At 68.1% G+C, this 24,489-nt stretch carries 23 protein-coding genes and 2 pseudogenes; 15 read left to right on the plus strand and 10 right to left on the minus strand.

Translation table 11 applies throughout. The annotated features are described in order from the left end of the window. Positions 1 to 231 precede the first annotated feature (231 nt). Positions 232 to 876, minus strand: a complete 645-nt coding sequence (locus FXO23_RS48310; RefSeq protein WP_158895572.1) for a hypothetical protein — start codon at positions 874 to 876, stop codon at positions 232 to 234. 11 nt (positions 877 to 887) lie between these two features. Beyond that, entirely contained in the window at positions 888 to 2,264 is a 1,377-nt protein-coding gene (locus tag FXO23_RS48315; protein WP_158895574.1) for a NucA/NucB deoxyribonuclease domain-containing protein, read from the minus strand. A gap of 354 nt (positions 2,265 to 2,618) precedes the next feature. On the opposite strand from FXO23_RS48315, the gene FXO23_RS48320 reads away from it, so the two are divergent. The 4 genes from FXO23_RS48320 (at position 2,619) to FXO23_RS48335 (ending at position 5,318) form a co-directional block, all read left to right on the plus strand. Further along, positions 2,619 to 3,638: an outer membrane protein assembly factor BamB family protein gene (locus FXO23_RS48320; RefSeq protein WP_158895576.1), complete on the plus strand. Its 1,020-nt coding sequence runs from the start codon at positions 2,619 to 2,621 to the stop codon at positions 3,636 to 3,638. A 16-nt stretch (positions 3,639 to 3,654) separates the two neighbouring features. Next, positions 3,655 to 3,903, plus strand: a complete 249-nt coding sequence (locus tag FXO23_RS48325) for a hypothetical protein (RefSeq protein ID WP_158895578.1) — start codon at positions 3,655 to 3,657, stop codon at positions 3,901 to 3,903. An 82-nt stretch (positions 3,904 to 3,985) separates the two neighbouring features. Further along, positions 3,986 to 4,663, plus strand: a complete 678-nt coding sequence (locus tag FXO23_RS48330) for a hypothetical protein (protein ID WP_158895580.1) — start codon at positions 3,986 to 3,988, stop codon at positions 4,661 to 4,663. A gap of 199 nt (positions 4,664 to 4,862) precedes the next feature. Further along, the gene (locus tag FXO23_RS48335; RefSeq protein WP_158895582.1) at positions 4,863 to 5,318 is read left to right on the plus strand and encodes a hypothetical protein; all 456 of its coding nucleotides are present in this window, start codon (positions 4,863 to 4,865) and stop codon (positions 5,316 to 5,318) included. A gap of 190 nt (positions 5,319 to 5,508) precedes the next feature. Here FXO23_RS48335 and FXO23_RS48340 read toward each other — a convergent pair. Further along, a pseudogene (locus FXO23_RS48340) lies at positions 5,509 to 6,818 on the minus strand (IS701 family transposase). Between the two features lie 138 nt (positions 6,819 to 6,956). Here FXO23_RS48340 and FXO23_RS48345 point away from each other — a divergent pair. Continuing rightward, positions 6,957 to 7,142 carry a hypothetical protein gene (locus FXO23_RS48345; protein ID WP_218952416.1) on the plus strand — a complete coding sequence of 62 codons (186 nt, stop codon included), beginning with the start codon at positions 6,957 to 6,959 and terminating at the stop codon, positions 7,140 to 7,142. Positions 7,143 to 7,421: 279 nt separating this feature from the next. On the opposite strand, the gene FXO23_RS48350 is transcribed toward FXO23_RS48345, so the two are convergent. The 6 genes from FXO23_RS48350 to FXO23_RS52600 form a co-directional block, all read right to left on the minus strand. Beyond that, positions 7,422 to 7,601, minus strand: coding sequence for a hypothetical protein (locus FXO23_RS48350; RefSeq protein ID WP_158895588.1), 180 nt, complete (start codon positions 7,599 to 7,601; stop codon positions 7,422 to 7,424). Positions 7,602 to 8,039: 438 nt separating this feature from the next. Beyond that, positions 8,040 to 8,789 carry an ABC transporter permease gene (locus tag FXO23_RS48355; protein ID WP_158895590.1) on the minus strand — a complete coding sequence of 250 codons (750 nt, stop codon included), beginning with the start codon at positions 8,787 to 8,789 and terminating at the stop codon, positions 8,040 to 8,042. Beyond that, positions 8,786 to 9,709, minus strand: coding sequence for an ABC transporter ATP-binding protein (locus FXO23_RS48360; RefSeq protein WP_179957082.1), 924 nt, complete (start codon positions 9,707 to 9,709; stop codon positions 8,786 to 8,788). Before FXO23_RS48360 ends, FXO23_RS48355 begins: the two co-directional genes overlap by 4 nt. Then, complete coding sequence (locus FXO23_RS48365; protein WP_158895592.1) at positions 9,706 to 9,972, minus strand: AbrB/MazE/SpoVT family DNA-binding domain-containing protein; 267 nt, start codon at positions 9,970 to 9,972, stop codon at positions 9,706 to 9,708. The genes FXO23_RS48360 and FXO23_RS48365 overlap by 4 nt, the downstream gene beginning before the upstream one ends. Before the next feature lie 128 nt (positions 9,973 to 10,100). Continuing rightward, positions 10,101 to 10,775 carry a 4'-phosphopantetheinyl transferase family protein gene (locus tag FXO23_RS48370; protein ID WP_158895594.1) on the minus strand — a complete coding sequence of 225 codons (675 nt, stop codon included), beginning with the start codon at positions 10,773 to 10,775 and terminating at the stop codon, positions 10,101 to 10,103. Between the two features lie 7 nt (positions 10,776 to 10,782). Then, the gene (locus FXO23_RS52600; RefSeq protein ID WP_343034603.1) at positions 10,783 to 11,361 is read right to left on the minus strand and encodes a carboxyl transferase domain-containing protein; all 579 of its coding nucleotides are present in this window, start codon (positions 11,359 to 11,361) and stop codon (positions 10,783 to 10,785) included. A gap of 534 nt (positions 11,362 to 11,895) precedes the next feature. Between FXO23_RS52600 and FXO23_RS52605 the strand changes: the two genes are divergently transcribed. Continuing rightward, a complete protein-coding gene (locus FXO23_RS52605) occupies positions 11,896 to 12,339 on the plus strand; it encodes a hypothetical protein (RefSeq protein WP_343034604.1) in 444 nt (147 codons plus the stop codon). Here FXO23_RS52605 and FXO23_RS48385 read toward each other — a convergent pair. After that, positions 12,317 to 12,610 carry a biotin carboxylase N-terminal domain-containing protein gene (locus FXO23_RS48385; RefSeq protein ID WP_158895598.1) on the minus strand — a complete coding sequence of 98 codons (294 nt, stop codon included), beginning with the start codon at positions 12,608 to 12,610 and terminating at the stop codon, positions 12,317 to 12,319. The two genes, FXO23_RS52605 and FXO23_RS48385, sit on opposite strands and share 23 nt — an antisense overlap. 343 nt (positions 12,611 to 12,953) lie before the next feature. Between FXO23_RS48385 and FXO23_RS48390 the strand changes: the two are divergent. From FXO23_RS48390 to FXO23_RS48430, 9 genes and pseudogenes are all read left to right on the plus strand, one after another. Further along, positions 12,954 to 14,233: pseudogene (locus FXO23_RS48390) on the plus strand (IS256 family transposase). A gap of 448 nt (positions 14,234 to 14,681) precedes the next feature. Next, on the plus strand, positions 14,682 to 15,674 hold the full coding sequence (locus FXO23_RS48395; RefSeq protein WP_158895599.1) for an acyltransferase domain-containing protein: 993 nt from the start codon (positions 14,682 to 14,684) through the stop codon (positions 15,672 to 15,674). Continuing rightward, complete coding sequence (gene fabD, locus FXO23_RS48400; protein ID WP_158895601.1) at positions 15,671 to 16,528, plus strand: ACP S-malonyltransferase; 858 nt, start codon at positions 15,671 to 15,673, stop codon at positions 16,526 to 16,528. The genes FXO23_RS48395 and fabD overlap by 4 nt, the downstream gene beginning before the upstream one ends. Next, entirely contained in the window at positions 16,525 to 16,824 is a 300-nt protein-coding gene (locus FXO23_RS48405; RefSeq protein WP_158895603.1) for a phosphopantetheine-binding protein, read from the plus strand. Before fabD ends, FXO23_RS48405 begins: the two co-directional genes overlap by 4 nt. A gap of 35 nt (positions 16,825 to 16,859) precedes the next feature. After that, the gene (locus FXO23_RS48410; protein WP_281356747.1) at positions 16,860 to 18,146 is read left to right on the plus strand and encodes a beta-ketoacyl synthase N-terminal-like domain-containing protein; all 1,287 of its coding nucleotides are present in this window, start codon (positions 16,860 to 16,862) and stop codon (positions 18,144 to 18,146) included. Beyond that, entirely contained in the window at positions 18,143 to 19,408 is a 1,266-nt protein-coding gene (locus tag FXO23_RS48415) for a hydroxymethylglutaryl-CoA synthase family protein (protein WP_281356748.1), read from the plus strand. The genes FXO23_RS48410 and FXO23_RS48415 overlap by 4 nt, the downstream gene beginning before the upstream one ends. 4 nt (positions 19,409 to 19,412) lie before the next feature. After that, complete coding sequence (locus FXO23_RS48420) at positions 19,413 to 20,240, plus strand: enoyl-CoA hydratase/isomerase (protein ID WP_158895609.1); 828 nt, start codon at positions 19,413 to 19,415, stop codon at positions 20,238 to 20,240. Further along, positions 20,237 to 21,025 (plus strand): polyketide synthase, encoded by a 789-nt coding sequence (locus FXO23_RS48425; protein WP_158895611.1) that lies wholly within the window; start codon positions 20,237 to 20,239, stop codon positions 21,023 to 21,025. Before FXO23_RS48420 ends, FXO23_RS48425 begins: the two co-directional genes overlap by 4 nt. 25 nt (positions 21,026 to 21,050) lie before the next feature. Then, positions 21,051 to 24,489, plus strand: a 3,439-nt coding sequence (locus FXO23_RS48430; protein WP_158895613.1) for an SDR family NAD(P)-dependent oxidoreductase, incomplete at its 3' end; no start/stop codon positions are given.

The raw sequence follows: 24,489 nt of genomic DNA on the forward strand, positions 1-24,489 counted from the left end.
GTACCAGCGGGCGCTGACAGCGCTCGGCGCTGCAGGCTGCATACGGAGATAAGCCCCGATGGCATGTCCATCGATGCGGGGTAAAGCGTTGTGGTGTCCCGGACGGTGGGATCCACGCGTTCCGGGGACGTGCACGGTGGCCTGGCAGCTTGTGCGGGCACCGTCGGGATGATCGTCAGGTGGGTTGTTGGAGGCGTGCGAGCGGGAGAATTGGAATCGCGACGAGAAGGCTTACCTGGATGGTGGCGGTTGGGTAGCTCGTCGTGTGTTTTCCACAGCGTCGGAGAAGGTGGCGGGGTCGCGTGTGGCGAGTTGGTGGATCGCGTCCATGAACTTTGCCTGGTCCGCCGGTAGGTGCGGTTGCTCGTGGGTTGCGACCTTGTCGCGGGTGTCGGGTGTCTCGCCGGGCCAGAACTGGATGAGGAACCGTTCTGCGCCCCGTACCGGCCCCGACTCGTTGGCGGAAGCGGATTCTCGCGTTGCCTGGTCCAGGGTGTCGCGCAGGCGTTCCCGGTGTCCGGTGTGTGCTCGGACGCGATACACGCCCGGTTGGCCGAGGGTGAACCGGGCGAATGCGTGGTCACCGGCGAGATTGCGGACGGTGAGGGTCGGTGTTGACAGGTAGGTCAGCGCGTCGAGGGTGGTGTCCCATGGTGGTACGGGGGTGGGCGGTTCGCTGTCCCAGTACTCCAGCAGTGCTTCCGGGGCGCTCCACACCCCGGAAGCACTGCGGATGACGATCTGTTCTTCGGTGGCTGTGAGCCAGTCGCCGCTGCCGGGGTCCGGTGTGGTCCAGTGGTCGGCGGCGCCGTCGATGACGAACAGGCCGTACTGGGTTGTGGGTTCGCACTGGGTCCGGCGCAGCAGCTCAGCCATGGCGTGTGATGTTATCGCACGTCGATGATGTTGACGAAGAACTGGTCGAGCTTCTTGTGGAGTATTCGGTCGCGATTGTAGAAGGCTACGAGTTGTCCGCCCGCTCGCTGGTTCTGTGTGCCGTCAACGTATTTCACCGAATAGTCCCAGTCCGGGCTTGCCGCCCCTTGCTGGGTTGAGGCGAAGGGGTATTCGTCGCACTGGTGCGACGGTGACGGCTTCTGAAGCAGTGCGCACGTCTGTCTCACGACGTCACGGTTGGGGCCTTCCTCGCTTCCGGGTATCCGGTGCAGTCCGGGCGCGTCCGGGTTGCCCTGGATGTATTTTCCGGGGATCTTCTTCCCGAAGGGAGAGGGCGGGAAGGTTGTGCTGGGTTCGTTGAGCGCCTGGCGAATATGCAGTGCCACTTCGTCGATGCCGCCCACCGGGGCTGGTAGCCCTATGAAATAGGGAAGCCAGGCGACCACATCGGCATTGATGCAGGCGAGCGGGTCGTTCGGGAAGTAGGTTGCCGAGTCGCACCGGATGGTGTTGTCCGGCAGGTTCCAGTCCCAGTACTCGGCCGGGATGGGGGTGCGCACCGCCGCGGTGAGGTGCCACTGGTGGAACAGTGTCTTGTCCTGCGCGGTGCTCTGGGTCTCGTCAGAGTCGATCAGCCATCCGTACCAGGTCTGGTTGGTGACATCCCGTTTCCACGCGGCCAGTGACTGGTTCAGCGGGGCTGCGTTGACGTTGCACCCGAGCGAGCCCTGCGCCCCGCATACCGGGCCGAGGGACAGGGTCGTTGTGTTGATGTTCTCGTAGACGCCCCAGTTGTCTCCCATGAAGGTGGGTTTGAACTGCATATCGATGGTGCGGCGTTTGTAGCTTCCCATCGCCACCGCGATCCAGTTCAGGGTCGCCTCACCGATCACCACATTTCCGCGTTTGGCCCATGCTCTGGCGCCATAGCGCTGGCACCAGAAGACCCGATGAAAGACATGGCCTTCCTTCGTGGCCGCGCGCGGGTCATTCTCGCAGGCGGCCAGAAATATCGGTGGTATCTCCTGCGCGACCGCAGGCTGGCCCGGTGGCCGGTGGGCCACTTCGTCGACCGCCTTAAGGAATTCAGGGGTCGCATACTCGGGCGACGGAGTGTTGCCGCGTTCATCGGCCTTGCGTAGCGCGTCTTCGAACGTGGGCGGCGGTGACGGTTGTTGTCCCGCCTGGGAGAGCGGAGTTCCATCAAGATTCGTGATCCCCACCTGGATCGGTTCGTCGGCGGAAGCTGTCACAGAGGCGGCGGACATCGACAACAAAACCGCTGCCGCGATCGAAGTTGCTATTCTTCTCGGTCTTTTGCGTGCCTTGCGCACCAGAATTCCCCCTTCTGGAACGGTGATCAACATTGCCCTGCTGTCCCGCTCCCACGGGTCGGCAATGAGCAACGCCTGTCTATCGGCCTTAAGGACTTTCGGTCAAGGAAAATCGTTGGTGAAACAATGAGAACACTCAACCGGCGTAGTTCCGACAATTGGACTAGTCCACCGCACTTGACGCTGGTCACACCGCCCGTTCACGCCATCGAAGACGCCACGGTGTCCACATGGGCGCTGACCGATCCTGCGCGACCTGGCCCTGGTCCTGGCCAACCCGCGCCGGGGGCAGGGTGGCCGCCGTCGCCGACTCCGCCGCCGAAGCGGCGCCGCATCGGTCTGTGGCTCGGGTTGGGCGGCGGTGTACTGGCTCTCGCGCTGGTCGTCGTGTTGGTGGTGGTGCTGGCGCCGAGCGGGCGCGGTGATCGCCCGGGCGGCGGTGTGGCGGCGGCGTGGAGTGTGGGGATCGGTAACGAGTACGCCGGGGTGGATCGGCGGGAGTCCACCCATCGCCAGGCTTGGGCGACCGGCACCGCGTTGGTGCGGGCCGGTACGCACGCGATGCAGAGCATCGACCCGGCCACGGGCAAGGTCAACTGGGAAACACGGTTGCCGCCGCACAAGGGGACGTGCGAAGCCGCCCGCCGAGTCGGCTCGGTCGCGGTGATCACCTACGGCACGGTGGACGACAAGCGTTGCGATCACGTGTTCGTCGTGGACGTGGCGACCGGCGCGGTGGCCCAAGACATCGCACGCTCGCCCGAGACCGACGGCGAACCGGTGGTGGACGTGCTCGACGACGCCCTGTATCTCGGTTCGCCCGGCAGCCCACCGCGGCACCGCGACCCGGACGCCTCGGCGGAGGTCGTGAAGATCGACGGCCGGACCGGCGCGCGGGTGTGGCAGGCCGGCCTGGACGGGTGTTTCGAGGTGGTGGACGTGATGACCAGTTCCCGGCGGATTCTGGTCACCGCGCGATGCCGCGGTCAGAGCAGCGTGATCGGCCCGTGGCAGCTGGTCTCCCTCGATCCCGCCTCCGGGGCCCGGCAGTGGTCGTCACCGATCGCGGGAACCGAACAGTTCAAGCCGGTGGCGATGCTGTCGGCGGAACCCCCGATTCTGGCGCACTACCAGGCCGGCACCTCCTGCTGCTACCGGCAGAGCTACGCGGTCTACAACGACACCGGCGCGGTCGCGCTGCGGATCGAACGCGGCAACGGGAACGAGTTGGCCGCCGGCCTGTCGCGGCATTGGCACGACCGGCTGGACGCGAGCGTTCACCATCGTCGGCGGCACGTTGATCGTGGGCAACTGGGCCGACGCGTCCGAGGATCGGCACGATCGGCAACTGATCGGGATCGATCTGACCACCGGCGAGCAGACCTGGCGCACCGCGCTTTCCGGTGAGCGGGCGCCCGAGTTCGTGACGCCCCTGCAGCCCGATGCCCACCGGATTCGGTTCCTGGACAAGGCCAGCCTGGAGGTCTATGACCTGGATCCGGCAACCGGGCATACCCAGAAGACCGCCGCGCTGCGGAACCCGCTGCCCATCGCGGGCAGCGAACTGACCGAAGCGAACCTCTTTCCCACCATGGTCGGCGACATGCTGGTGCTCTGCCCGCAGGCCGTCCAGTTCGCCACCGCAGCCGCCGGCTTCAAAACCCCGGGCTAGCCAGGCATTTCGTCCTCGCGGACTCGCTGTCGTACTCGGTCGCACCCCGCTGAACGCGCTGTGGTGACGAAAGGAAAGCGTGATGACGATGAAGTCTCTGGACGCCCGGCCCTATCGTGCCAACCGGTGGGCGGTCGCGGTCCATGGTCAGGCAGCCGACTGGCTGGAGGGCCTCGGTGCTGAATACGGCGCCTGCCGCGTGGACGACGACGGGACGCGGGAGATCTCCTGGACGCTGCCGCAAGGCTTCTCCTTCGGCGGGAAACACCGCCGGTATCGGCAACTGCTGTTCCGCGCCCTGCACGGGAACCGGAACTCGTGGGAAGTGGTCTACCGCGAAGCCGCGGTGGCGCTCGGGGGTGGAACAGTCCGCTACTACGCGTCGACGTCTACACGGGCCGACCTCACTGGACTCCAGCCCGCGGCGGTACGACTGGTGCAGGGCAGGTTGCCGCACCTTGCGCGGCCGGTGGCCACGTGCGGGCATGCCGTGCCGGACGGCCGACTGGCGCCGCTGCTGGCCCGGCCGGCGTCCTGGCGATCGCCGTGGTCGCAGCCGTCGTCGACGGGCCACTCGTGCTGTGGTTGGTGCTCGTTGTGGCGTTTGTCGCCTGCGCTGTGTGGTTCGGCCACCGGGCCGTCCGGCGAGCGTTCGGGTTCTACCGGTGAGGGCAGAAAACATCCGAGACCGCAGGTCGCGGCGCTCCTCGAGCGCTCGTCCGGCCAGCTGATGGTGGTGATACCTGTCGGCAGCCAGTGAGACACGGACGGACTGCCTGGCGGAGAGCAGCGAGCCCTGGAGCTCGAGCTGCGCCACGCGTTGCGGCTGGAGTACACCGCTGACCGAATACGAGCGGTCATCGTCGTGCGTTCCTCGTCGACGGGGCGCGCTGCTTTGCCGAAGCTCGGTGCGGTTGTGTCCCTCGATCGTGTGGGCTGCTCGGGAATACCGTAGGCGCATGCCGAGCAACGAAGAGCAGCTGGCGGCGCTGGTTGACCGGAATCCGCACCTCGATGCGGGCGAGTTGGAGGCCTACTTCTGGGCGCTGCGGGAGAACGATCCGGAGCAGGAAAAGCCCCGCCCGTACCGCGCGGAGGAGAAGGCAGCGCACGATCTGTTGATGGCGTACCTGACGCACGTGGGCGCGCGGGCCTGGGGTGAGCAAGACTTGCCCGAGCAGTCCGAGGTCACCCGGGAGCGGTTCATCCAGGCGGCCCGGTTGGCCACGGCGATCGGATCCGAGGGTCCTGAGCCGGTGGCGATGCTCCCGCTGGGAGTGTTGGAGGAACTGCTGACCGAGTACGCGACGCTGCTGGCCGCGGTGAGCAAGAACCGGCCGCTGGAGCGCCTGCAGAGCGTGGTCCGTGATCGTCTTGCCCTGGATGCCGCGTTGCGTGCCTGGGAAGGCCGGTAGAACCATGCGCACCGACCGTTCCCTGCCAGCGCGGTCCTCTGCGTGTTCTGGACGGCGCCGGCGGAACCGTCAGATGGACGCGGGCGGGCCGATCCTGTGCAGCTGTTGCGGGTGCTGCCGTCAGCTCCGGAGCTTCGCAGGAGGGGCCGGTGCTTGTCCCGGTGCGCGAGAAACGCATCGGGTTCGGCGGTTAGTACTCCAGCCGCACTTCGTGATTGATGGTGTGTCTTCGCTGGTAGTGGGCTTGTTGGGCTCGGTATTGGTGGTGTCGGCGCCAGTGTGACCAGGCCCAGGTTGTGAGGCGGTCGAGCGGGGTGGTGATCAGGTGTGCCAGGAGACGCTTGACCTCGCCCAGTGTGACTGGGATGAGGCCGCTGTCAGGGCTTTTGGGGCGATGGCGGCGGTGACGGCCAGGTAGGTGTGGGCGAGCATGGCCAGGGTGATGTGCCGATACCAGGCGTCGTAGCGGCGGACCTGGTAGTGGTCCAGGCCGACGTCGGTCTTGGCGGTCTGGAAACAGTCCTCGATCGCCCATCGTGCTCCGGCTACTCGGATCAGTTCCTCGTCGGGTGTTCCTGTTGGGGCACAACATAAGTAGTAAGCGATCTCGTACTTGCCTTTGCTGTTTCGGGTCAGTGAACGGCGGGCCAGTAGCCAGCGTCCCCAGCCGGGTGGCGTGGTGTCGGAATAGGTTGGCAGCTCGGCGACGGCCCAGTCGAACATCCGTGGCCCTTTGGCGCCGTCGCCGCAGCTTCGGCGTTTCCACGCGTCAGCGGGCGCGTGGGCGACGAGCGCGTCGGCACGGGACGTGCCGGCCACCGCGGGGATGGTTTGGCTGGTGGGTACGGCCACGACATAGCCGATCCGCTGCTCTTCCAGCCAACGACGGAATTTCGAGTCGCCGCCGTACGCTTCATCGGCGGTCACCCAGCTAGCGGGCACACCGGCGTCCAGGGCACGAGCAAGCATCCGCTGAGCCAATACCGGCTTGGTGGCGAACTCGACCTCGTCGGGAACCGCCGCCTCGCGGCAACGTTCCCGATCGGCGGTCCAGGATTTCGGCACGTACAGCTCGCGGTCGATCAAGGTGCGGCCTTTGCTTGTGGCGTAAGCACAAAACACGCCGAGTTGGCAGTTCTCGATGCGTCCGGCAGTGCCGGAATACTGGCGTTGAACGCCCGCGGATTTGGTGCCCTTCTTGAGAAATCCGGTCTCGTCCACGATCAGCACACCGTCACGCTCACCCAGATGGCTGATCGCGTAGTCGCGGACATCATCACGGACGCCGTCGACGTCCCAGGCCGCCGCATTGAGCAGGCGCTGCATCCCATCCGGGGTGATGTCACCGGCGGCCTCAGCCAGCGTCCAGCCGTTCTTACCGGCCAGCGGCGCAAGCAAGCCACGCACGTAGGCACGAGCCCTGCGCCGAGGCTCGGCCCGATGGAACCGTCCCGCGACCCGCGCGAACAGGTCATCCAACCCGGACACCCAGGCCGCCAGATCATCCTCACTCAACACAAGATCGACACACTACACCCGCAAGTATCACGAAGTGCGGCTGGAGTACTAGTCGGCGGCGGCTGGCCAGGCGCGCTTGTGTTGTCGCATACTGGCCCCGTGATTCAGTGCTCCTCTGGCGTGTCGGTCTTCGAGGTAGGAGCGCTCGAGCCGACGGATGTGGACAGCGTCACCGATTTCGAGGGGGACGAGTGGCTGCCTGATTCGGCGACCGGGATGTGGCAGTGCTGGCCGTTTGAGTGCGCCTGGCCCGAGCTGCTGGAATCCTGGGCCCCGGTGACGGCCACCGCGAAAGAGGAAGACTAAAGGGCTTGGCCGACTCGAAACGCTGGGTCTGAGGGACGCGTCGCGTGGGTTCGTCAGGGCTGCTGGCGATGGAAAGCCGCGGCGAGTTCCCGGTACAACTGCTGCGGCGGGATACCCGGTGGAGTGTCGCGGGGCTGTTTCTTGTCGTGGTCCATAACTGAACTCGCGAGGCGGGCGTCCACAATAGACTTAGGCGGAGGTGTGCTTTGTGAGGCGCATCAGCCTGCCTACGAGTTCGCCGAGGCGGCGACGGCTTCGGCGAGTGCGGGTTCTTCGGGTTCAGGGTTCATCGCGCACCGTGGTAATCAGGTCGACGGCCTGCGGGCTGGTGTAGGAGGTGTCGGGGTCGCCGTGCACGTAGACCGGGCCCGGAAGTGTGGTGGACGGTCGTTTGTGCATCGCGGCGATGCGGAGGAACGCGGTGGCCGCGCCGAGGTCGTCGATTCCAGCCCAGAACACCAGCTGCACCCCACTCGCGTCGGCCACCCGGCGTTGGAGGTCGAGGAAAGGCAGCTAACGACTTTGCCGGGGCCGTGGGTGGCAACGCGACCCTGTGCGACTCGAGTGGCTGGTGGTTGGACGACTGCTCGTGGGTGACGGTTCCGGCGTCAGTACTGCTGATTCTCGGACCCACCGAAGGCCTTCGGCACGTGGAGCTTGCCGGAGGCCTTTGATTCGCGTGAATATCCCTGGATGTCGTGGGTTTCCGGAGCGTTCTGGCGATTTTCGGTCGCGACTACTTACGACAGGTTGCGGTGGCGGCTTTTGGGATTGTTCCACCGGTTCCGGTTTGAGCGGTGTGTCGGTGCCGTGGTTGCGGGCATCGAACGAGGCTGGCGCGGCGGGGTCGCGAGCGTGCCGGGCAAGGCAGCGGAGACTCACGGCCCCACCCGCACATCAAGTGCGTTGCCTTCGGAACAGGAGAGTGCCCAGGATGCCGAAGACCACTGTCATGCCGACTAGGACGGCCGTCGGGACGAGCAGATCCGACCACGGTTCTCCGGACCACAGACCGTCGATCAGTTTGACGAAGTGCCTGATGGGCGAGAAGTCGAAGACCTTTCGCACGCCCTCGGACAGCACGCTCAGCGGCACGAACGCACCCGAGGACAGCATCAGCAGGATCATCAACACGTTGCCGATGCCGGTGGCCGCGCCGGTGGACGGGTACAGGCCGGAGAGGGTGTAACCGAGAGCAAGAAACGCGACGAGGCCCAGTGCTGCGGCTAGCAGCACAAGGCCGATGTTGCTCGGCAGATCCACGCCGTAGACGAGCGCTCCCACGAGCAGCGCGACAATCATGCCGACGAGGCCGATCACGAAGTTCACGGTGAGGTCGGCGGTGAGGAACGTGAAGGGCCGCATCGGGGTCAGCCGGAGCCTGCGCAGCGCGCCGGTCTCCCGGAACGCCAGCTGGTTCATCGGCAGCAGTAGTACACCGATGATGGCCAGCACGAGTGACGAGAAAGCGGGCAACGTCGCGTCGATATAGCCTCGGCCCTGGAACTGGGGACTGGGGTCGTTCCCGAAAATGGCACCGAGGATCAGCACCAGCGCGGGTGCGAAGAAGAACGCGAAGAAGAACCCGACCGGCTCGCGCACCCGGCTGAGAATCAATGCGGAGATCAGTGCTCGGTATCCGGTCATGACTGGTCCTCCGTGCGCATCGCGCGTCCGGTCAGGTTCAAGAACACGTCCTCCAGTCCGGGCGAGGTGGCACGAAGGTCGGCCACTCGCAGGTCCTGGTTGGTGAGTTCGGCCAGCACGTCCTGCAGGAAACCGCCGGTGCCCTGGACGATGAGGTATTTGCCGTCCCGGCGGGCGGTCGTAACCGACTCGATCGAGTCCAGCCCCAGGTCGTCCGGCGGCGGCTCGACGAGCAGCAGGCGCGCCGTGGCGTCACCGGCATGGTCACGGATGAGCGCGGGCACGGTGTCCATCGCGATGAGCTTGCCGTGGTCGATGATGCCCACGTGGTCGCACAGGCGCTCGGCCTCCTCCATGTAGTGCGTCGTGAGCACCACGGTGGTTCCCTCATCGCGGATCTGCTCGACGACGTCCCACATCGCCAGGCGTGCCTGCGGGTCCAGCGCGGTGGTCAGTTCGTCCAGGAACACGACCTCCGGCTTGTGCAGCAGAGCAAGTGCGATGAACACACGCTGGCGTTGGCCTCCGGAGAGGCGCTCGACCATCGACTTCTCCTTGCCCCCGATGCCCAGTTTCTTCAGCAGGTCCTGCCACGGCACGGGGCTCTCGTAGAATGCCGAGAACAGCTTCATTACCTCGGCGACGGTTAGCCGGGGCGGCAACGCCGCGGCCTGCAACTGCACACCGATGCGTAAGGTCAGCTCGTGCTGGTCGCCTGCCGGGTCGAGCCCGAGCACGGAGATGTTGCCCGAGGTCTGCTTGTCGATTCCTTCGACGCAGTTCAGCAGGGTGGTCTTACCCGCGCCGTTGGGTCCGATGAGCCCGAAGATCTCGCCTTCCTCGACTTCAAGGGATACGCCGTTGACAGCGGTGAAATCACCGAATCTGCGGACTACGTTCTCGCATGCGACGACACTCACGATCGATCGTCACCCTCCTCTGTGCCTTCTTCCCCCGGAGTCACAGGAGCGGGAGGCATCGCCGCGGCGACGAACCGATCGAGCAGTTCCTGCCGCAGGATCGCGATCCCTCGTTCGACGCTGGCCAGCAGTAGCAAGGTGTCGCCGGGCTTGATGCCGAACATGTCGCGAGCTTCCTTGGGGATCACGATCTGCCCCTTCGCGCCGACCTTGATCGTGCTCGCGAACTTGCCTGGCCCGGGAGGGAGTTGCTCGATGCTCACGCGTACCTTCTCCCCATTCTCTCACCAGGGGTGAACTTTCCTACTAGTTGGAATAGTCGTACTCTGGCTACGAGCTTAGCACGATCGCGGTGTCCGTTTCAGGGGCGTTCGAGAAGTTGCGCGCATGATCATGACGGGTTCGGCGGCAGGACGATGGCGGTCAACAGGAGCTGTTCAGCGGCCAGCCACCGGCCGTTCAGGCGGGCGAGTCGTCGGCCGTCCACCACCGGACCGTCGACGAGCAGTTCGGCGACGAACGTCCCGTCGAGACGGATGCGCACCTCGGCGTCCTCGAACCCCAGCCAGCGGCGAGCGAGCGGGAACCACGTCTTGTAGACGCTTTCCTTGGCGCTGAACAGAAGCCGGTCCCAGTGCGGCCCGGTACCCGCACCGGCGGTGGCGGCCGAGAGCTCGGCGAGGTGCTCACGCTCGGCCACCCGCGTGACGCTCTCCGCCACGCCGCTGGGCAGGGGTGCGTCGGGTTCGGCGTCGATGCCGAGCGAACGGACCTCCTCGCGGTCGGCGACCACGGCGGCGCGGTAGCCCGCGCAGTGCGTCATGCTTCCGACCACGTCGTCGGGCCAGGTCGGTGCCCCGCGCTCACCTGGCACCAGCGGCGGCCGTGGCAGCCCCAGCCCGCGCAGAGCAAGGCGAGCGCAATGCCGGACCGTGGTGAACTCATTGCGCCGCTTGGGCACCGCCCGCGAGATGTGCGCCAGCTCCTCCGGGTAGAGTCGTTCCCCGGTGTCGTCGGTACGTCGTTCGGCGACGTGGACGCACCGGGGCAGGATTCGCTCGAGCACGCCCCGATCACACCGCTTGGTCGACCGGGCGCTCGACCGCGGCTGCCGCACCGGGCCGGGACCGGTTCCAGTCGTCCAGCACCTCGATGACCCGCGGCCGCCACCGGGCGGGCGAGATGATCTCGTCCTCCGATCCGACGGCGACGACGCGCCCGATGGTGTGCGCGGCGGCGTCGAACTCGGCCGGCACCCGGTTGCGCCCGCCCGCGCGCACGACCCGGTACTCCTCGGCGAGTCTCGGCACCTGCTCCGGTTCGGCCGCCTCCAACCGGCCTGCCAGCTCGCGCACCGCCTCGGCGGCTTCGGCGCGGCCGTCCACCTGGCGGCCGAAGACGACGACCGCGGCAGGCGCGCCGCCGATCACCGACGCGTACGACCCCCCGAGCGCAAGCACGGTCATGTTGTCGTTGAGCGCCTTGGAGAAGACGACGAAGGCACCGCCGTGGTAGCGCGAGATCACGCAGAAGACGACCGACCCCTCGAAGTTCACGATCGCCCGGCCGATCTCGGCGCCGTACTCCAGTCGCAGGTTGCGCAGCGACACCGGGGTGCCGTCGAACCCGGTGTGGTTGGCGAGCACCACCACCGGCTTTCGGCCGCTGGCCGTGTTGATCGCCCGCGCGACCTTCTTCGACGACTGCGGCGGGTACAGAGTCCGGCGGCATGGGTCGCAGGTCCGTCGCTGCCTCGGTGTATCGGCCGTTCCAGCGGCCGGGACTCGATGCCGATCAGGCACACTGGCCAGCCGCCGACATAGGCGTCGTGCCCTACCGCGGTTTCCACCTCGGCCATCATTGGCCACCGCTCGAGGACGCGCCGGCCCTCATCGGCCACCGCGCGCATCACCGTGCGGGTGTCGAACGGCAGCTTGCGGGTGAGGTCATGTGCGGCGGCGAAGATCTCGCCGACGGTACAAAACAGCGAGCCCTTCGCGTGGTGAGACTGGGTCGTGACGTCGCGGTCGGTCGGGTCGTCGGTGGACACGCTCCGTGGCCGTGGCTCGCCCGGCGCGACGTAGTTCCCGGCGTAGTGGCGCCGCAACAGCCCGATCGCCCCGGACAGGTTCGCCGCCCAGTACTGGGCCTTGCCGTTGTGGCCCATGATCCGATGGTAACCGCCCATGGCGAAATTATCCTCGCCCGCGTACTCGATCGCGGCCGTGCCGGTGAGCATCCTGACGCTAGCCAGGGTCATGATCAGGACGCCGCGAGTGTGCATCAACATGGTGGCCTCGGCGTTCCAGTACGGCTGGCCGCCGACGTTGAAGCCGGTGACGACGATGTTGATCTCACTGCCGCGCTGGGTGAAGGTGACGATCCGGGGTGGTGACCGGGCCGAGCATCACGCCTGCCTGGTTCGAACCGGCGGGACGGTCGACCTCGACCATTCGGCCGCCCGTGCCGAAGACCGATTCCGCGAACCGGCCGTCTCCCGCCACCGCCTTCACGATCTCGTGGGTGGACTGGCCCCGGCCTCCTCAGTGAGCAGCTTGGCGATGATCTTGTCCTCCAGCAGCCGCATCGACTTGCTCATCGGCCCAATCAACGTGACGTCGAGCCAGTGACACAGCTCGGCGAAGTGAAGTTTTCCGCGACGGGTCCACAGGCTGTCCACACCGCGTCAACGGCGGTACGCACCAGCGCATACCCCAGGACTTCGAGGCCGAGGAACGGCCGGGCGGCGGCAGAATCGATCACGTAGGCAGCCTTGGCCTCCTCGGTCACGTGCAGCGCCACCATCGCGATCACGGAGCCCCCGTCACGCAGCTTCTCCACGGCGCGGAGCAGGCGCATGGCGGGCTCGCCGCAGTTGACGACGGCGATTCTGTCGAACATGAGTGTCCTTTCGGATCGGTGTGTGGACCGGCCTGGTTCGCCTGTCGACCGGCGAACGCACCCACGACAAGTCACGTTCAATGCCTTATTCCGCGCCGGGCTATTCGCTAGCGCCGCCTCGTCGAAAATTTGACCATGAGAATGGCGCGATTGCTACCCTCGGCTCTCGATCCGCGACCGCATTGTCGGAGTACTCCAAAAGGACGCCTCGGGTCCGCCGAAAGGCTCGAAACGAGAGTGGATGAACGCGGCGTAGCGTAAGGGTGAGTCGAAGTGTGTAAGCCGTGGCCCTGACAGGCTGGCGGGGGAGGTGATCTCCCCGCCACCGGAAGGGCACGACACTGTGACCGAAGCAGGAACCAACGACAGCAACCACGAGACCAGCGCCTGCGGCGTCGAGCCTGATGTGGTGGAGCAGTTGCTGCGCCACGCCGACGTATCCGGTCGGCAGTTGTGGATCCGGGCGGGTTGCTCACCGAGCTGACCCAGCGGGTGCTTGAACGGGCGCTGGACACCGAGATGGCCGACCACCTCGGCTATGAACCTGGCGACCAGGCCAGTGTCGGTGCGGGGAACTCGCGCAACGGCAGGACTTCCAAGACCGTGCTGACCGATGTCGGTCCGGTCGAGATCACCGTCCCCGTGACCGCAACGGCACTCCTTCGAGCCCACCATTGTGCGCAAACGGCAGCGCCGTCTCGACGGGCTCAACGACGCGATCATCTCCCTGTATGCCCGCGGGATGACCGTGCGCGATATCCAGGCCCACCTCACCGACATCTACGGTCTCGAGGTCTCACCCGACCTGATCTCCAAGGTCACCGACGCCGTCGCCGACGAGGTCACCGAGTGGCAGAACCGGCCACTCGGCTCGAGCTGGGCGGTGCTGTTCGTCGATGCCCTCTGGGTCAAGATCCGCGAGGGCCACGTGTCCAACCCCCCGGTCTACGTGGTCGTCGGCATCGACTTCGACGGCGCCAAACACGTCCTCGGGATGTGGATCGGCAAGGACGACGAAGGTGCCAAATATTGGATGAACGTGTTGGAAGAACTGAAAAACCGGTGCGTGAGCGAGGTGTGCTTCGTCTGCTGCGACTGACTGGCAGGGCTGCCCGAGGCGATCACCACCGTCTGGCCGGCCGCGATCGTCCAAACCTGCATCGTGCATCTGATCCGGGCCTCGATGCGCTACTCCTCGAAGAGACACATCACCGCCGTCACCGCCGCGCTGCGGCCGATCTACCAGGCACCAACCCTCGAAGCCGCCGCCTCGGTGCTAGACGAACTGGAGGCCGGGGAGATCGGCCAGCGCTATCCGGCGATCCCCAAGGCCTGGCGGGCCGCGCGGGAGGAGTTCACGCCGTTTTTGGCTTGCCCACTGGAAATCCGGCGCGTGTTCTACACCACGAACATGATCGAATCGCTCAACGCGCGACTGCGCAAGCCACCCGCAACCGCGGCGCATTCCCCTCCGAGCAGGCCGCGTTGGAAACGCTCTACCTCGCCGTCCGCACCATGACACGTCCGGACGGAGCCATCGGCATCACCCGATCCAACGGCTGGAAGGCTACCCTGAACGCGTTCGCCATCCAGTTCGGCGACCGCATCAACATCAACAAGTAGGCCACGGCCTTACACAGTTGGTCGGACGCTCCCCGGCGTAACCAGTCATTGACAGATTGAAATTCGTTCGGCCGAGCTTGACGGACCGGTTCAATCCGCGCATACTCCATTGTGGTGCCAAAGAAGTCCGGGTTTCGTGCGCCGACGCGTTCCCGGGTCGAGCTGTTCGGTGTCGTGGCGCCTGGACTGGGGCAGGCGTGGCGATGGCAGGGGAGTTTTAGCAACCGACCGGCTTCTCGCAGTCAACCGTGCGAGGTCTGGTCACACGGGTAATTACGGGGGTAATTACGGGGGAATTGTCGATCTAGACGATGCGGCTTCTCTGTTCCGCAGTCCAAACATTTCGGGCTGCGTGGTGCGGTGCTGCTTGCGCCGACGAGAAGTCGGCGATTCATGGCTGCTCGCGACCTGAGCGAGTAGCGTTTATTGGCCGGGGGTGAATTAGGTTGTGACGACTGCTGACGCTGATTTTTTGTTCCTTGTGGGCGGTCAAGGCTCGCAGTATTTCGGCATGGCCCGAGACCTCTATGCGGGTGCGTCGAAATTCCGTGAGGCAGTGGATGAGATGGAGGATTTCGTCCGCGACGCGCAGGGGATTTCAGTCGTCGATTACCTGTACGACCCGCGCCGTGAGTATGCCGACGCGTGCGACGATCTGACCCTGACGAACGCGGCCATCGTGATGGTCGAGGTTGCTCTGTTCCGGCTCCTCGAGACACACGGCCTGCGCCCGAGGGGCGTCGTGGGCAGCAGCCTCGGTGAGTTCGCGGGTATGGCCGCGCTGGGCTATGTCGACTGGCCGATCGTGCTGGACACCGTGATCGACTTGGGGCGCCGCTTCGGCAGCCGGGCCGGACTCGGCGGGCTGCTCGCCGTGCTCGGCGACCCGGCTCTGCGTACCGAGGTGCCCGAGCTGAGTGGCACGGAGATCGCCTCGGCCAACCACGACGGACACTTTCTGCTCGCGGGCACGGCCGACGAACTCGGTGTCGCCGAGCGAGCGCTGGACGAGCGTGGCGTGGTAACCATGCGGCTACCGCTGACGACGGCCTTCCACAGTTCGCGGATCGAGCACATGCGCATCGCGGCGCTGGCCGCGATGCGCGGAGTCAAGTTCGACCGTCCGGACTCGATCCTGTACTCATCCGCCACGGCGGCGCGAGTCACCCGCGGCACACCCGAGACATACTGGGAGACGCTTCGCCGTCCGATCCGGTTCACCGACACGGTGTCCGCTGTGCCCGCGGGTCCGGAGACCGTCCACATCGATCTGACGCCGTCGTCGAGCCTCGCCGCGATCATGCGCGTCAGCCACCCCGAGCGAACGGCGCGGCCGATCATCACGCCGTTCCACCGGGAACAGGCGAAGCTCGCCGCACTGGTCGGCGAAATCGCTCCTGGCGCCGGCGCGCTCGGGGCAGATAGGAGACAGGCCAGATGATCGCGGTCGTCTTTCCCGGTCAGGGATCCCAGACACCCGGTATGGGCGCCGAGGAGTTCGCGCGGTATCCGGCGCTCACTCGCGAGGCCGACGAAATCCTCGGGTACTCGATCGCCAAGCTGTGCCTGGAGAATCCCGACGGCAGGCTCGGCAACACCAAGTACACCCAGGTGGCGCTGTACGTCGTCAACGCGTTGCAGTACTTGCGCTGGTACCAGGACGGCAACGAAGGTCGGTTCTTCGCCGGGCACAGCCTCGGTGAGTACAACGCGCTGTTCGCCGCGGGCGCGCTCGACTTCGGCACCGGGCTGCGTCTGGTGAAGCGCCGCGGCGAGTTGATGGCCGCGGCAGGCGGGGGCGGCATGCGCGCCGTGCTCGGCGTCGACGCCGACACCGTGCGCGAGGTGCTCGCTGAGGCCGGTGCCGACCAGGTCGACCTCGCCAACCTCAACACGCACAAGCAGGTCGTTCTCGCGGGCCCGGAGCCGGGGCTGGACGTCGCCGAGGCCGCGCTCAAGGCAGCCTCGGCCCGCTGTGTGAAGCTCAACGTCAGCGGTCCCTTCCATTCCCGCTACATGGCTCCGGCGGCCGATGCGTTCGCGGCCGAGGTCCGCGCCGTGCGGTTCGGCGAGCTCACGTCGACGGTGGTGTCGAACGCGTACGCCCTGCCGTACGCGCAGGACCGGATCGCCGACACCCTCGTCGCTCAGATCACCTCGTCGGTGCGGTGGACCGAGACCGTCGAGTACCTCATGGACCAGGGCGTCGAGGAGTTCGTCCAGATCGGACCCGGCCGGGTCGTGTCCGACATGGTCCGCCAGATCGGCAGGCAGGCCGTGAAGGCGGCGGCTTGAGCACCGCGGGCGGAAACAGCGACGACAAGGACAAGGAGGCACATCGCGTGGACTCGCAGGTGATTCTCGGTGCGCTCCGGGAGGTCGTCGTCGGCGTCCTCCCGGAGGTCGACAGGGAGGCCGTGGTCGCGGGGGCGAAACTGGCCGATCTCGGCGCGAACTCGGTCGACCGGGCCGACATCATCGGCGACACCCTCGAGAACCTCGGCCTGTCGATACCGCTCGTCGAGTTCGCCACGTGCGGCAACATCGGCGAGATCATCGCCGTGATCGACGCCCGCGCCACGGCGAACTGAGACGGTGCGCCGTGTCACTCGTTTCACCGGCAGGCGTGCGAGAGGTCGCCGTCACGGGCCAGGGCGTGCAGTGTGCGGTGGCAAGCGGCGTCGCCGAGTTCGCCACCGCGCTCGCACTCGGGACCAACGGCGTGAGCAGGCGGGTCGAGACCGAGGTCGTGATCGGCGGCGCGGGCGGCTGGCTCCCGGCGAAAGCCGTGGAGCGGTGGTCGGTGCTCGACGTCCTGCCGCCGCCGCTGGCCGCGTCGGCGCGGCCGCTGATCCGGCGTGGGTCCCGCTCGCTGGGGTTCGGGTTGATCGCCGCGTGCGAGGCGTGGCTGCGCTCGGGGTGCGGCCCGGATGACGCCGAGTCGACCGCCGTTGTGGTCGGCGGCACCAACCAGTCGCCGATGCAGGGCTTCCTGGAGGGCCGCAAGTACGTTGACGACCCGTTGCGGGTCCGCCCCGGCTATGCGGCGCAGATGTGGGACACCCACCTCGCGGCGGTATGCGGTTACGTGTTCGGCACGCGCGGTGAGGGGGTCGTGGTCGGTGGCGCGTCCGCGGCGGGCAACAGCGCGCTCGTCACGGCGCTGCGGCACGTGCGGCACGGCGTCGTCGACCGCTGCCTCGTGGTGTTTCCGCCCACCGAACTGTCCCCGGTCGAGCTGATCGCGCTGCGGCAGATCAACAGCCTGCACCCCGACGACGATACGCCGCCGGAAGAGATGAGCAGGCCGTTCGACGCCGCGCACCGCGGCTTCGTGCTCGGCGAGGGCGCCGCCGCCGTGGTGATCGAGGCGGCCGACGTCGCCCGCGCCCGCGGCGCGTCGATCTCCGGGTATCTTGCGGGCGGCTCGATCCGCCTGCACGGCTCGTACTCCACGGAGCCGTCGGTCGACGGCGAGGTCCGTGCGATCACGGCGGCGCTGGCCGACGCCGGGGTGACCGCGGCGGACGTCGGCTACGTCAACGCGCACGCGACGTCGACCCCCCAGGGTGACCTGGCCGAAGCCGAGGCGCTCGACGCCGTCTTCGGCCCCGCGATGCCGCCGGTGAACTCCACCAAGGCGCTGATCGGCCACTGCCTCGGCGCCGCCGCGGGGGTGGAGCTGGTCGCCTGCCTGCAACAGCTGGCGGGCGGGTTCCTTCACCCGAGCCGCAACGTCGTGCGTCCGGTGAACGAGCGGCTGCGGCTGGTGGGCGACGAGACGGAGAAGTGCGAGCCGCGGCTGGCGCTGAGCAATGCGTTCGGGTTCGGGGGCATCAACACCAGCCTCGTTGTTCGCGCGGGCGAGGACGCGACCGGGGAGACCGAGAAGCTCGAGGAGCACACGTGGTGAGCAGCAGGCAGGTTGGCATCCAGGCGATGAACTTCTACGGCGGATCGGCGTACGTCGACGTGGCGGATCTGGCCCGCCGCCGCAACCTCGCCATGGATCGGTTCCATAACCTGCTGATGGACCAGAAGACGGTCGCGCTGCCGTACGAGGATCCGATCACGTTCGCCGTCAACGCCGCCAAGCCGCTGGTGGACGCGCTCACCCCCGCCGAGCGCGACCGCATCGAGCTGGTGGTGACGTGCACCGAGTCCGGTGTGGACTTCGGCAAGTCGCTTTCCACCTACGTTCACGACCTGCTGGGGCTCGGCCGCAACTGCCGGCTCTGCGAGGTGAAGAACGCCTGCTACTCCGGCACGGCCGGGTTCCAGTTGGCGTCGAGCTTCGTGCTGGCCAACGCCTCGCCCGGCGCACTCGCGCTGGTGATCGCCACCGACGTCGCCAAGTTCCTGGTCGCCGAGGGCAGTGACGCGCTGTCGGAGGACTGGTCGTTCGCCGAGCCCAGCGGCGGCGCGGGCGCGATGGCGATGCTGGTGAGCGCCGAGCCGACGGTGTTCGCCGCCGACATCGGCGCCAATGGCTACTACGGCCACGAGGTGATGGACACCTGCCGTCCGTTCCCCGACGGTGAGGCAGGCGACGCGGACACGTCGTTGCTGTCCTATTTGGACTGCTGTGCGGCGGCGTTCGAGGAGTACCGCAAACGCGTCGACAGCGCCGACTGGGTCGGCAGCTTCGACTATCTCTCGTTTCACACGCCGTTCGGCGGCATGGTCAAGGGCGCGCACCGCGCCATGGCCCGCAAGGTCGGCAAGCTGCGCGGGGCGGCGATCGAACAGGACTTCGCCGCGCGGGTGCAGCCCGGACTGGCCTACTGCCGTCGGGTCGGCAACGTCATGGGCGCCACGGTGTTCCTCAATCTCTTCAGCACCATCGCCAACGGCGATTTCGACTCCGCCAAGCGCGTCGGCTGCTTCTCCTACGGGTCGGGTTGCTGCTCGGAGTTCTACAGCGGCGTGGTGACCCCGGAGGGGCAGCGGGCGGTGCGCGCGATGGGGGTCGCCGAGTCGCTGGACAGCCGGGTCGAGCTCGAGTGGGAGCTGTACGAGCGGCTGCTCGCCGACGCGGGCGGCATCCGGTTTGGCACCCGCGACGTCGTCGTCGACCGCGACGAGTACGCGAAGCCGTACGCGTCGGTCGAAGGCACCGGCCAGGTGGTGCTCAAGGCGATCAAGGACTACCACCGCGAGTACGAGTGGGTCTGAGGCCATGACGGGTTTTCGCTTCACCGGGTTGACCGACGTCGACGCGTGGGTCGAGGACGGCGTGTGCACGGTGCGGATCCAGAGCGCGGGCGGCCGCAACACGATCACGCCCGCGCTGGTCCGGGACCTCGGGGTGGTGCTCGACCGCTGCAGCGCGGACCGCACCGGCGGCACCCGGGGAACGGACGGGAACGGCGTGCGGGTGCTCGTGTTGGAGGGAAACGAGCAGACCTTCTGTTTCGGCGCCGACTTCGACGGCATCGCGGGCGGCCGCGCGGACGCGCCGAGCGGCGCGCGGTCCGAGCCGGAGCACCTCTACGACCTGTGGTTGCGGCTCACCCGCGCGCCCGTGGTTGTGGTGGCGCACGTGCGCGGCCGGGCCAACGCGGGCGGCGTCGGGTTCGTTGCCGCGAGCGATCTCGTGCTCGCCCGGTCGGACGCGACGTTCAGCCTCTCCGAGCTGCTGTTCGGCCTCTATCCGGCGCTGGTGCTGCCGTTCCTGGCTCGGCGGGTCGGCTGGCAGGCCGCCCACGCCATGACGTTGCTGACCGCTCCGATCACCGCCGCGCAGGCGGCCGACCGCGGGCTCGCCGACGACCACGATCAGGACAGCACGCGCCTGCTGAAGCGGTCGCTGCGAAGGCTTCGGCACCTCCCGGCAGAGGGCGTCGGCGCGTACAAGGCGTACATGTCCCGCCTCGGCCCGGACCTCGCCGCGCTGCGCGACGTCGCGGGCAAGGCCAACCGCGCGATGTTCGCCGTCCCGGCGACGGTCGAGCGGATCACCCGCTTCCAGAAGGACGGCGTCTACCCGTGGGAGGTCGCCAGATGAGCGCGTCGGCGGGTGCCGCGGCAGGCGGCTGCGTGGCCACGGAGGTTCTCGACGGCGGGATCCTGCTCGTGCGAATGCGGGACGAGGTCAGCCGCAACGGCTTCACACCCGGTCTGGTGGGCGGACTGGCCGAGGCGTTCACACGCGCGGGCACGGACGAGAGCTCGCGCTGCGTCGTGCTCACCGGCTTCGGAAACTACTTCGCCACCGGCGGCACACAGGAGGACCTGCTCGCGATCCAGGAGGGCAAGGCGGCGTTCACGTCGGTGAACGGGGCGCCGTCGGACACGAACCTCTACAGCCTGCCGCTGGACTGCCCCATTCCGGTGGTCGCGGCGATGCAGGGACACGCCGTCGGTGGCGGCCTCGCGTTCGGCCTCGCGTCCGACTTCGTCGTGCTCGCCGAGGAAGGCATCTACACCGCGAGCTTCATGAAGTACGGCTTCACACCGGGCTTCGGGTCCACCGCGGTGTTTCCCGACCGGCTGGGCTTCGCTTTGGGCTACGAGCTGTTGATGTCGGCCCGCTCTGTACGGGGCCGTGAACTGCGGGACCGGGGCGTGCCGTTCCCGGTGGTGCCGCGCGCGCAAGTGCTCGACCGTGCGCTCGCGCTGGCCCGCGAGTTGGCCGACAAGCCACGGCTCGCACTGGTGACCCTCAAGGACCACATGGTCCGGGACCTGCGCGCGCGCATGCCCGAGACGGTGCGCCGGGAGCTCGCCATGCACGACATCACGTTCCACCAGCCCGAGGTGCGCGAACGGATTCTCGGCCGCTTCGCCTGATGCGCCGGGAGAGAAGGGACATGCGATGACCGATCAGCGCGACGCCGTGATCGAGGCGGACTCCTTCCGCGTCGAGGAGACGGACGCGGGCGACGACGTCGCGATCGTCGGCATGATGTGTGAGCTGCCCGGCTCCGCGCGTGACCCGGAGGCGTTCTGGCGTAACCTCGCCGACGGCCGGGACGCGGTCAGCGAGATCGCCGCGAGCCGCCCGTGGCTGCTCGACGAACTGGAGCGGTTCTGGGGTCGCGGTCGCGACGAGTTTCCCCGCTTCGCCGCGTTCACCGACGAGCCCGCGGCCTTCGACGCCGACTTCTTCGCGATCTCCCCGCGCGAGGCGCAGGCGATGGACCCGCAGCAGCGCAAGGGGCTCGAGGCGACCTGGCGCGCGCTGGAATCGGCGGGCCTCCCGCCGTCGTCGCTGCGCGGCGGGCAGGTCGGCGTGTTCGCGGGCGTGCACGCCATCGACTACCTCGACCTGACCATCGAGCGTCGCCACGTGTTGTTCGACAAGTACGGCCCGCACGGCGACACCGGCGTGCACAGCTGTCTCATCGCCAACCGGATCTCCCGGTGGTTCGACTTCCACGGCCCCAGCGAGACGATCAACACCGCGTGTTCGAGCTCGCTGGTCGCGCTGAGCCGGGCGGTGTCGTCGGTGCGTGCCGGGGAGAGTGACCTCGCCGTCGTGGTCGGCGTGAACCTGCTGCTCGGCGCGCGGACGTTCGCTGGACTCGACGCGGCCAACATGCTGTCCCCGCGCGGCCGGTGCCGCACCCTGGACGCCGGGGCCGACGGCTACGTGCGCGCCGAGGGCGTCGTGGCGCTGGTGGTGAAGCCGCTGCGCCGGGCGATCGCCGACTGCGACCCGGTGCATGCGGTGATCAAAGCGGCGGTGACCAACCACGACGGCCGGTCGAGCTCGCTGCGGGCACCCAATCCCGAGGCGCAGCGCAGGCTCATCCTCGACGCGTACCGGCGGGCGGGCGTGCCGGTGGACACAGTCGGCTACGTGGAGCTGCACGGCACCGGCACGCCGCTCGGCGATCACGTCGAGGTCACCGCGCTGCGCCAGGCGTTCGCCGAGCTCGATCCGGACCTGCCGGACGGCGGTTGCGCGGTCGGGTCGGCCAAGACCAACATCGGCCATCTCGAGTCCGGTGCCGGACTTGTCGGCGTGCTCAAGGTCGTGCTGTCGATGCGGCACCGCACGCTGCCAGGTCTGCTCCACTTCGAGCGGCTCAACCCGGAGATTGAGCTCGGGCCGTTCCGCCCCGTCACCGGCATCGAGCCGTGGGAACCGCGTCGCGACTCCTCGGGGGCCGAGCTGCCGCTGCGCGCGAGCGTGAACTCATTCGGCTACGGCGGGGCCAACGCGCACGCCGTGATCGAGGAGCACAGACCGGAATTTTTGCCGCGCAACGACGACACCGGCCCGGTTCCCGTGCTGCTTTCGGCTCGCACCGAGGAGCGGCTGGGCGCGCAGGCGGACGCGTTGCTCGCGCGGCTGCGCGAACACGACGTGACGCGGGCGGATCTCGCCTGGACGCTGGCCGCCGGCCGGGACCACCTCGAACACCGCCTCGCGTTCGTCGCCGACTCCATCGAGGACGCCGTTGAACGACTCGCGGACTTCCGCGCGGGTCGGGCCCGGCCGGGCACCGTGACCGGTGACGCCAGAAAGATGCCCGCGGGGGTCACCGTGTTCGCCGACGAGCCCGAGCTGCGCGACACGCTGCTGCGCTGGGTAGGTGAGGGCCGCTACGAGCGGGTGCTCGAGCTCTGGGTACACGGCGTGGACGTCCCATGGCGATCCGCGCTGCCCGAGTTCGGCGGCCGGATCGCGGATCTACCGACGTACGCGTTCGCCCGCACCCGCCACTGGCTACCGGAACTGCCGGAACTGCCCGCCCCGCCCGCCGCGGCGACAGTGGCGACACCGGCCGCGCCCGCCCCAGTAGACGACGTCCATCTCTTCGAGGAGACGTGGCGGCTCGTGCCGGGGGCGGCCGGGACCGCGACCGGTGGTCGCTCGCTGGGCCGCACCGTGGTCGTCGCGCCCGGCGCCGCCCTGCGCGACGACCTCCGCCGCCGACTGGCCGGCCTGGGCGCCGAGGCGCTTTTCCTGGTGAGTCAGGACGAATCGCGGGACGGCGCACGACCGGACGATCACCCAGTGGACCTTGCCGACGTCGAGGCGCTCGGCCGGACACTCGCCGCCAAGTGTGCGGGCACCGGGCTTGCCACGCTGCTCGACCTGCGCGCCGCGGCCGACTCCCGGGACACGCAGGACGCGCTTGCGCCGCTGCGGCTGCTGTCGGCCGTCGCCCGGTCCGGCCTCCGGCCCCAGGTCGTCGTGCTGGCGGCAGCCGCCGCCGACGACCGCCAGCTGGCGCTCGCCGAGTCGTGGCTGGGGATCGAGCGCAGCGCCGGTCAGGTGCTGCCCGGCACGCGGGTGGCACTGAGCGTGCTCGACGAGCGGGCGGGCGCGGTGCCGGACCGGATCGGCCGGGTGCTCGCCGATGCCGCGCGTGACCGTCCACAAGCGACGCTCCACGACCGTGAAGGCAGGTATGAACGCCACCTGCGCCCGCAGGAGCGCCCCGCGGCGTCGGCGGGACTGCGCCGCGGCGGCACGTTCCTGATCACCGGTGGCCTCGGCGGCCTGGGCCTGCTCACCGCGCGGCATTTCGCCGCATCCGGCGCCGGAACACTGGTGCTCACGGCGCGTCGTGAGCCGAACGAGCAGGCCCGCGAAGCCATCGGCGAGTTTGCGGCGGCAGGCGTGCGCGTGATCACGGTGCGCGCCGACGTCTCCGACGAGCCGGGCATGCGCCGGGCGCTCGACGACACACGTGCGACGACCGGCCCGTTCCACGGCGTCGTGCACGCCGCCGGGGTCGACCCGGACCGGCAGCTCACCGAGGCCACCGACGACGAGGTGCGCGCGGTGCTCGGCCCCAAGATCGACGGCACGTTGCTGCTCGATCGGCTCACCGAGCACGATCCGCTCGACTTCTTCTGCATGTACTCGTCGGTGTCGGCCGTGCTCGGCGACTTCGGCGCCGCCACCTACTCGATGGGCAACGCGTTCCAAGCCGCGTGGGCCGCACGACGCCCGGGGCGACGCGCGATCCAGTGGCCGCTCTGGGAGTCGGGCGGCATGAGCCTCAAGCCCTCCGCGGCGGCGATGTACCGGCTCGCCGGGCTGCGTGCCATGCGCACAGACGAGGGGCTCGCCCTGCTCGATGGCCTGCTGTCCGGACCCGTCGCGGCGCCGCTCGTGGTGACCGGCGACGACGCGCGCATCGCCGCCCGCTTCGGCGCGGCCGCACCGGCGGCTCCCACGGCGGCGCCGCCGGTCGCTTCTCTGCCCCCGTCTGCCGTGTCCACTTCGGATTCTGATTCGGGCTCGGGTCGTGGGGTTGTGGTGGGTTTGGTGGCTGAGGTGTTGGGGGTCGAGC

Origin of the sequence: Amycolatopsis anabasis, from assembly GCF_009765355.1 — a bacterium.
GTDB lineage: Bacteria > Actinomycetota > Actinomycetes > Mycobacteriales > Pseudonocardiaceae > Amycolatopsis > Amycolatopsis anabasis.

What these genes read in the sequence shown, in the direction of transcription:
- FXO23_RS48420 (WP_158895609.1), top strand. Translation starts at nt 19,413, where the DNA reads ATGACGGGTTTTCGCTTCACCGGGTTGACCGACGTCGACGCGTGGGTC.
- FXO23_RS48385 (WP_158895598.1), bottom strand. Translation starts at nt 12,610, where the DNA reads ATGTTCGACAGAATCGCCGTCGTCAACTGCGGCGAGCCCGCCATGCGC.
- fabD (WP_158895601.1), top strand. Translation starts at nt 15,671, where the DNA reads ATGATCGCGGTCGTCTTTCCCGGTCAGGGATCCCAGACACCCGGTATG.
- FXO23_RS48310 (WP_158895572.1), bottom strand. Translation starts at nt 876, where the DNA reads ATGGCTGAGCTGCTGCGCCGGACCCAGTGCGAACCCACAACCCAGTAC.
- FXO23_RS48425 (WP_158895611.1), top strand. Translation starts at nt 20,237, where the DNA reads ATGAGCGCGTCGGCGGGTGCCGCGGCAGGCGGCTGCGTGGCCACGGAG.
- FXO23_RS52605 (WP_343034604.1), top strand. Translation starts at nt 11,896, where the DNA reads ATGGCGAAATTATCCTCGCCCGCGTACTCGATCGCGGCCGTGCCGGTG.
- FXO23_RS48335 (WP_158895582.1), top strand. Translation starts at nt 4,863, where the DNA reads ATGCCGAGCAACGAAGAGCAGCTGGCGGCGCTGGTTGACCGGAATCCG.
- FXO23_RS48330 (WP_158895580.1), top strand. Translation starts at nt 3,986, where the DNA reads ATGACGATGAAGTCTCTGGACGCCCGGCCCTATCGTGCCAACCGGTGG.
- FXO23_RS48315 (WP_158895574.1), bottom strand. Translation starts at nt 2,264, where the DNA reads ATGTTGATCACCGTTCCAGAAGGGGGAATTCTGGTGCGCAAGGCACGC.
- FXO23_RS48355 (WP_158895590.1), bottom strand. Translation starts at nt 8,789, where the DNA reads ATGACCGGATACCGAGCACTGATCTCCGCATTGATTCTCAGCCGGGTG.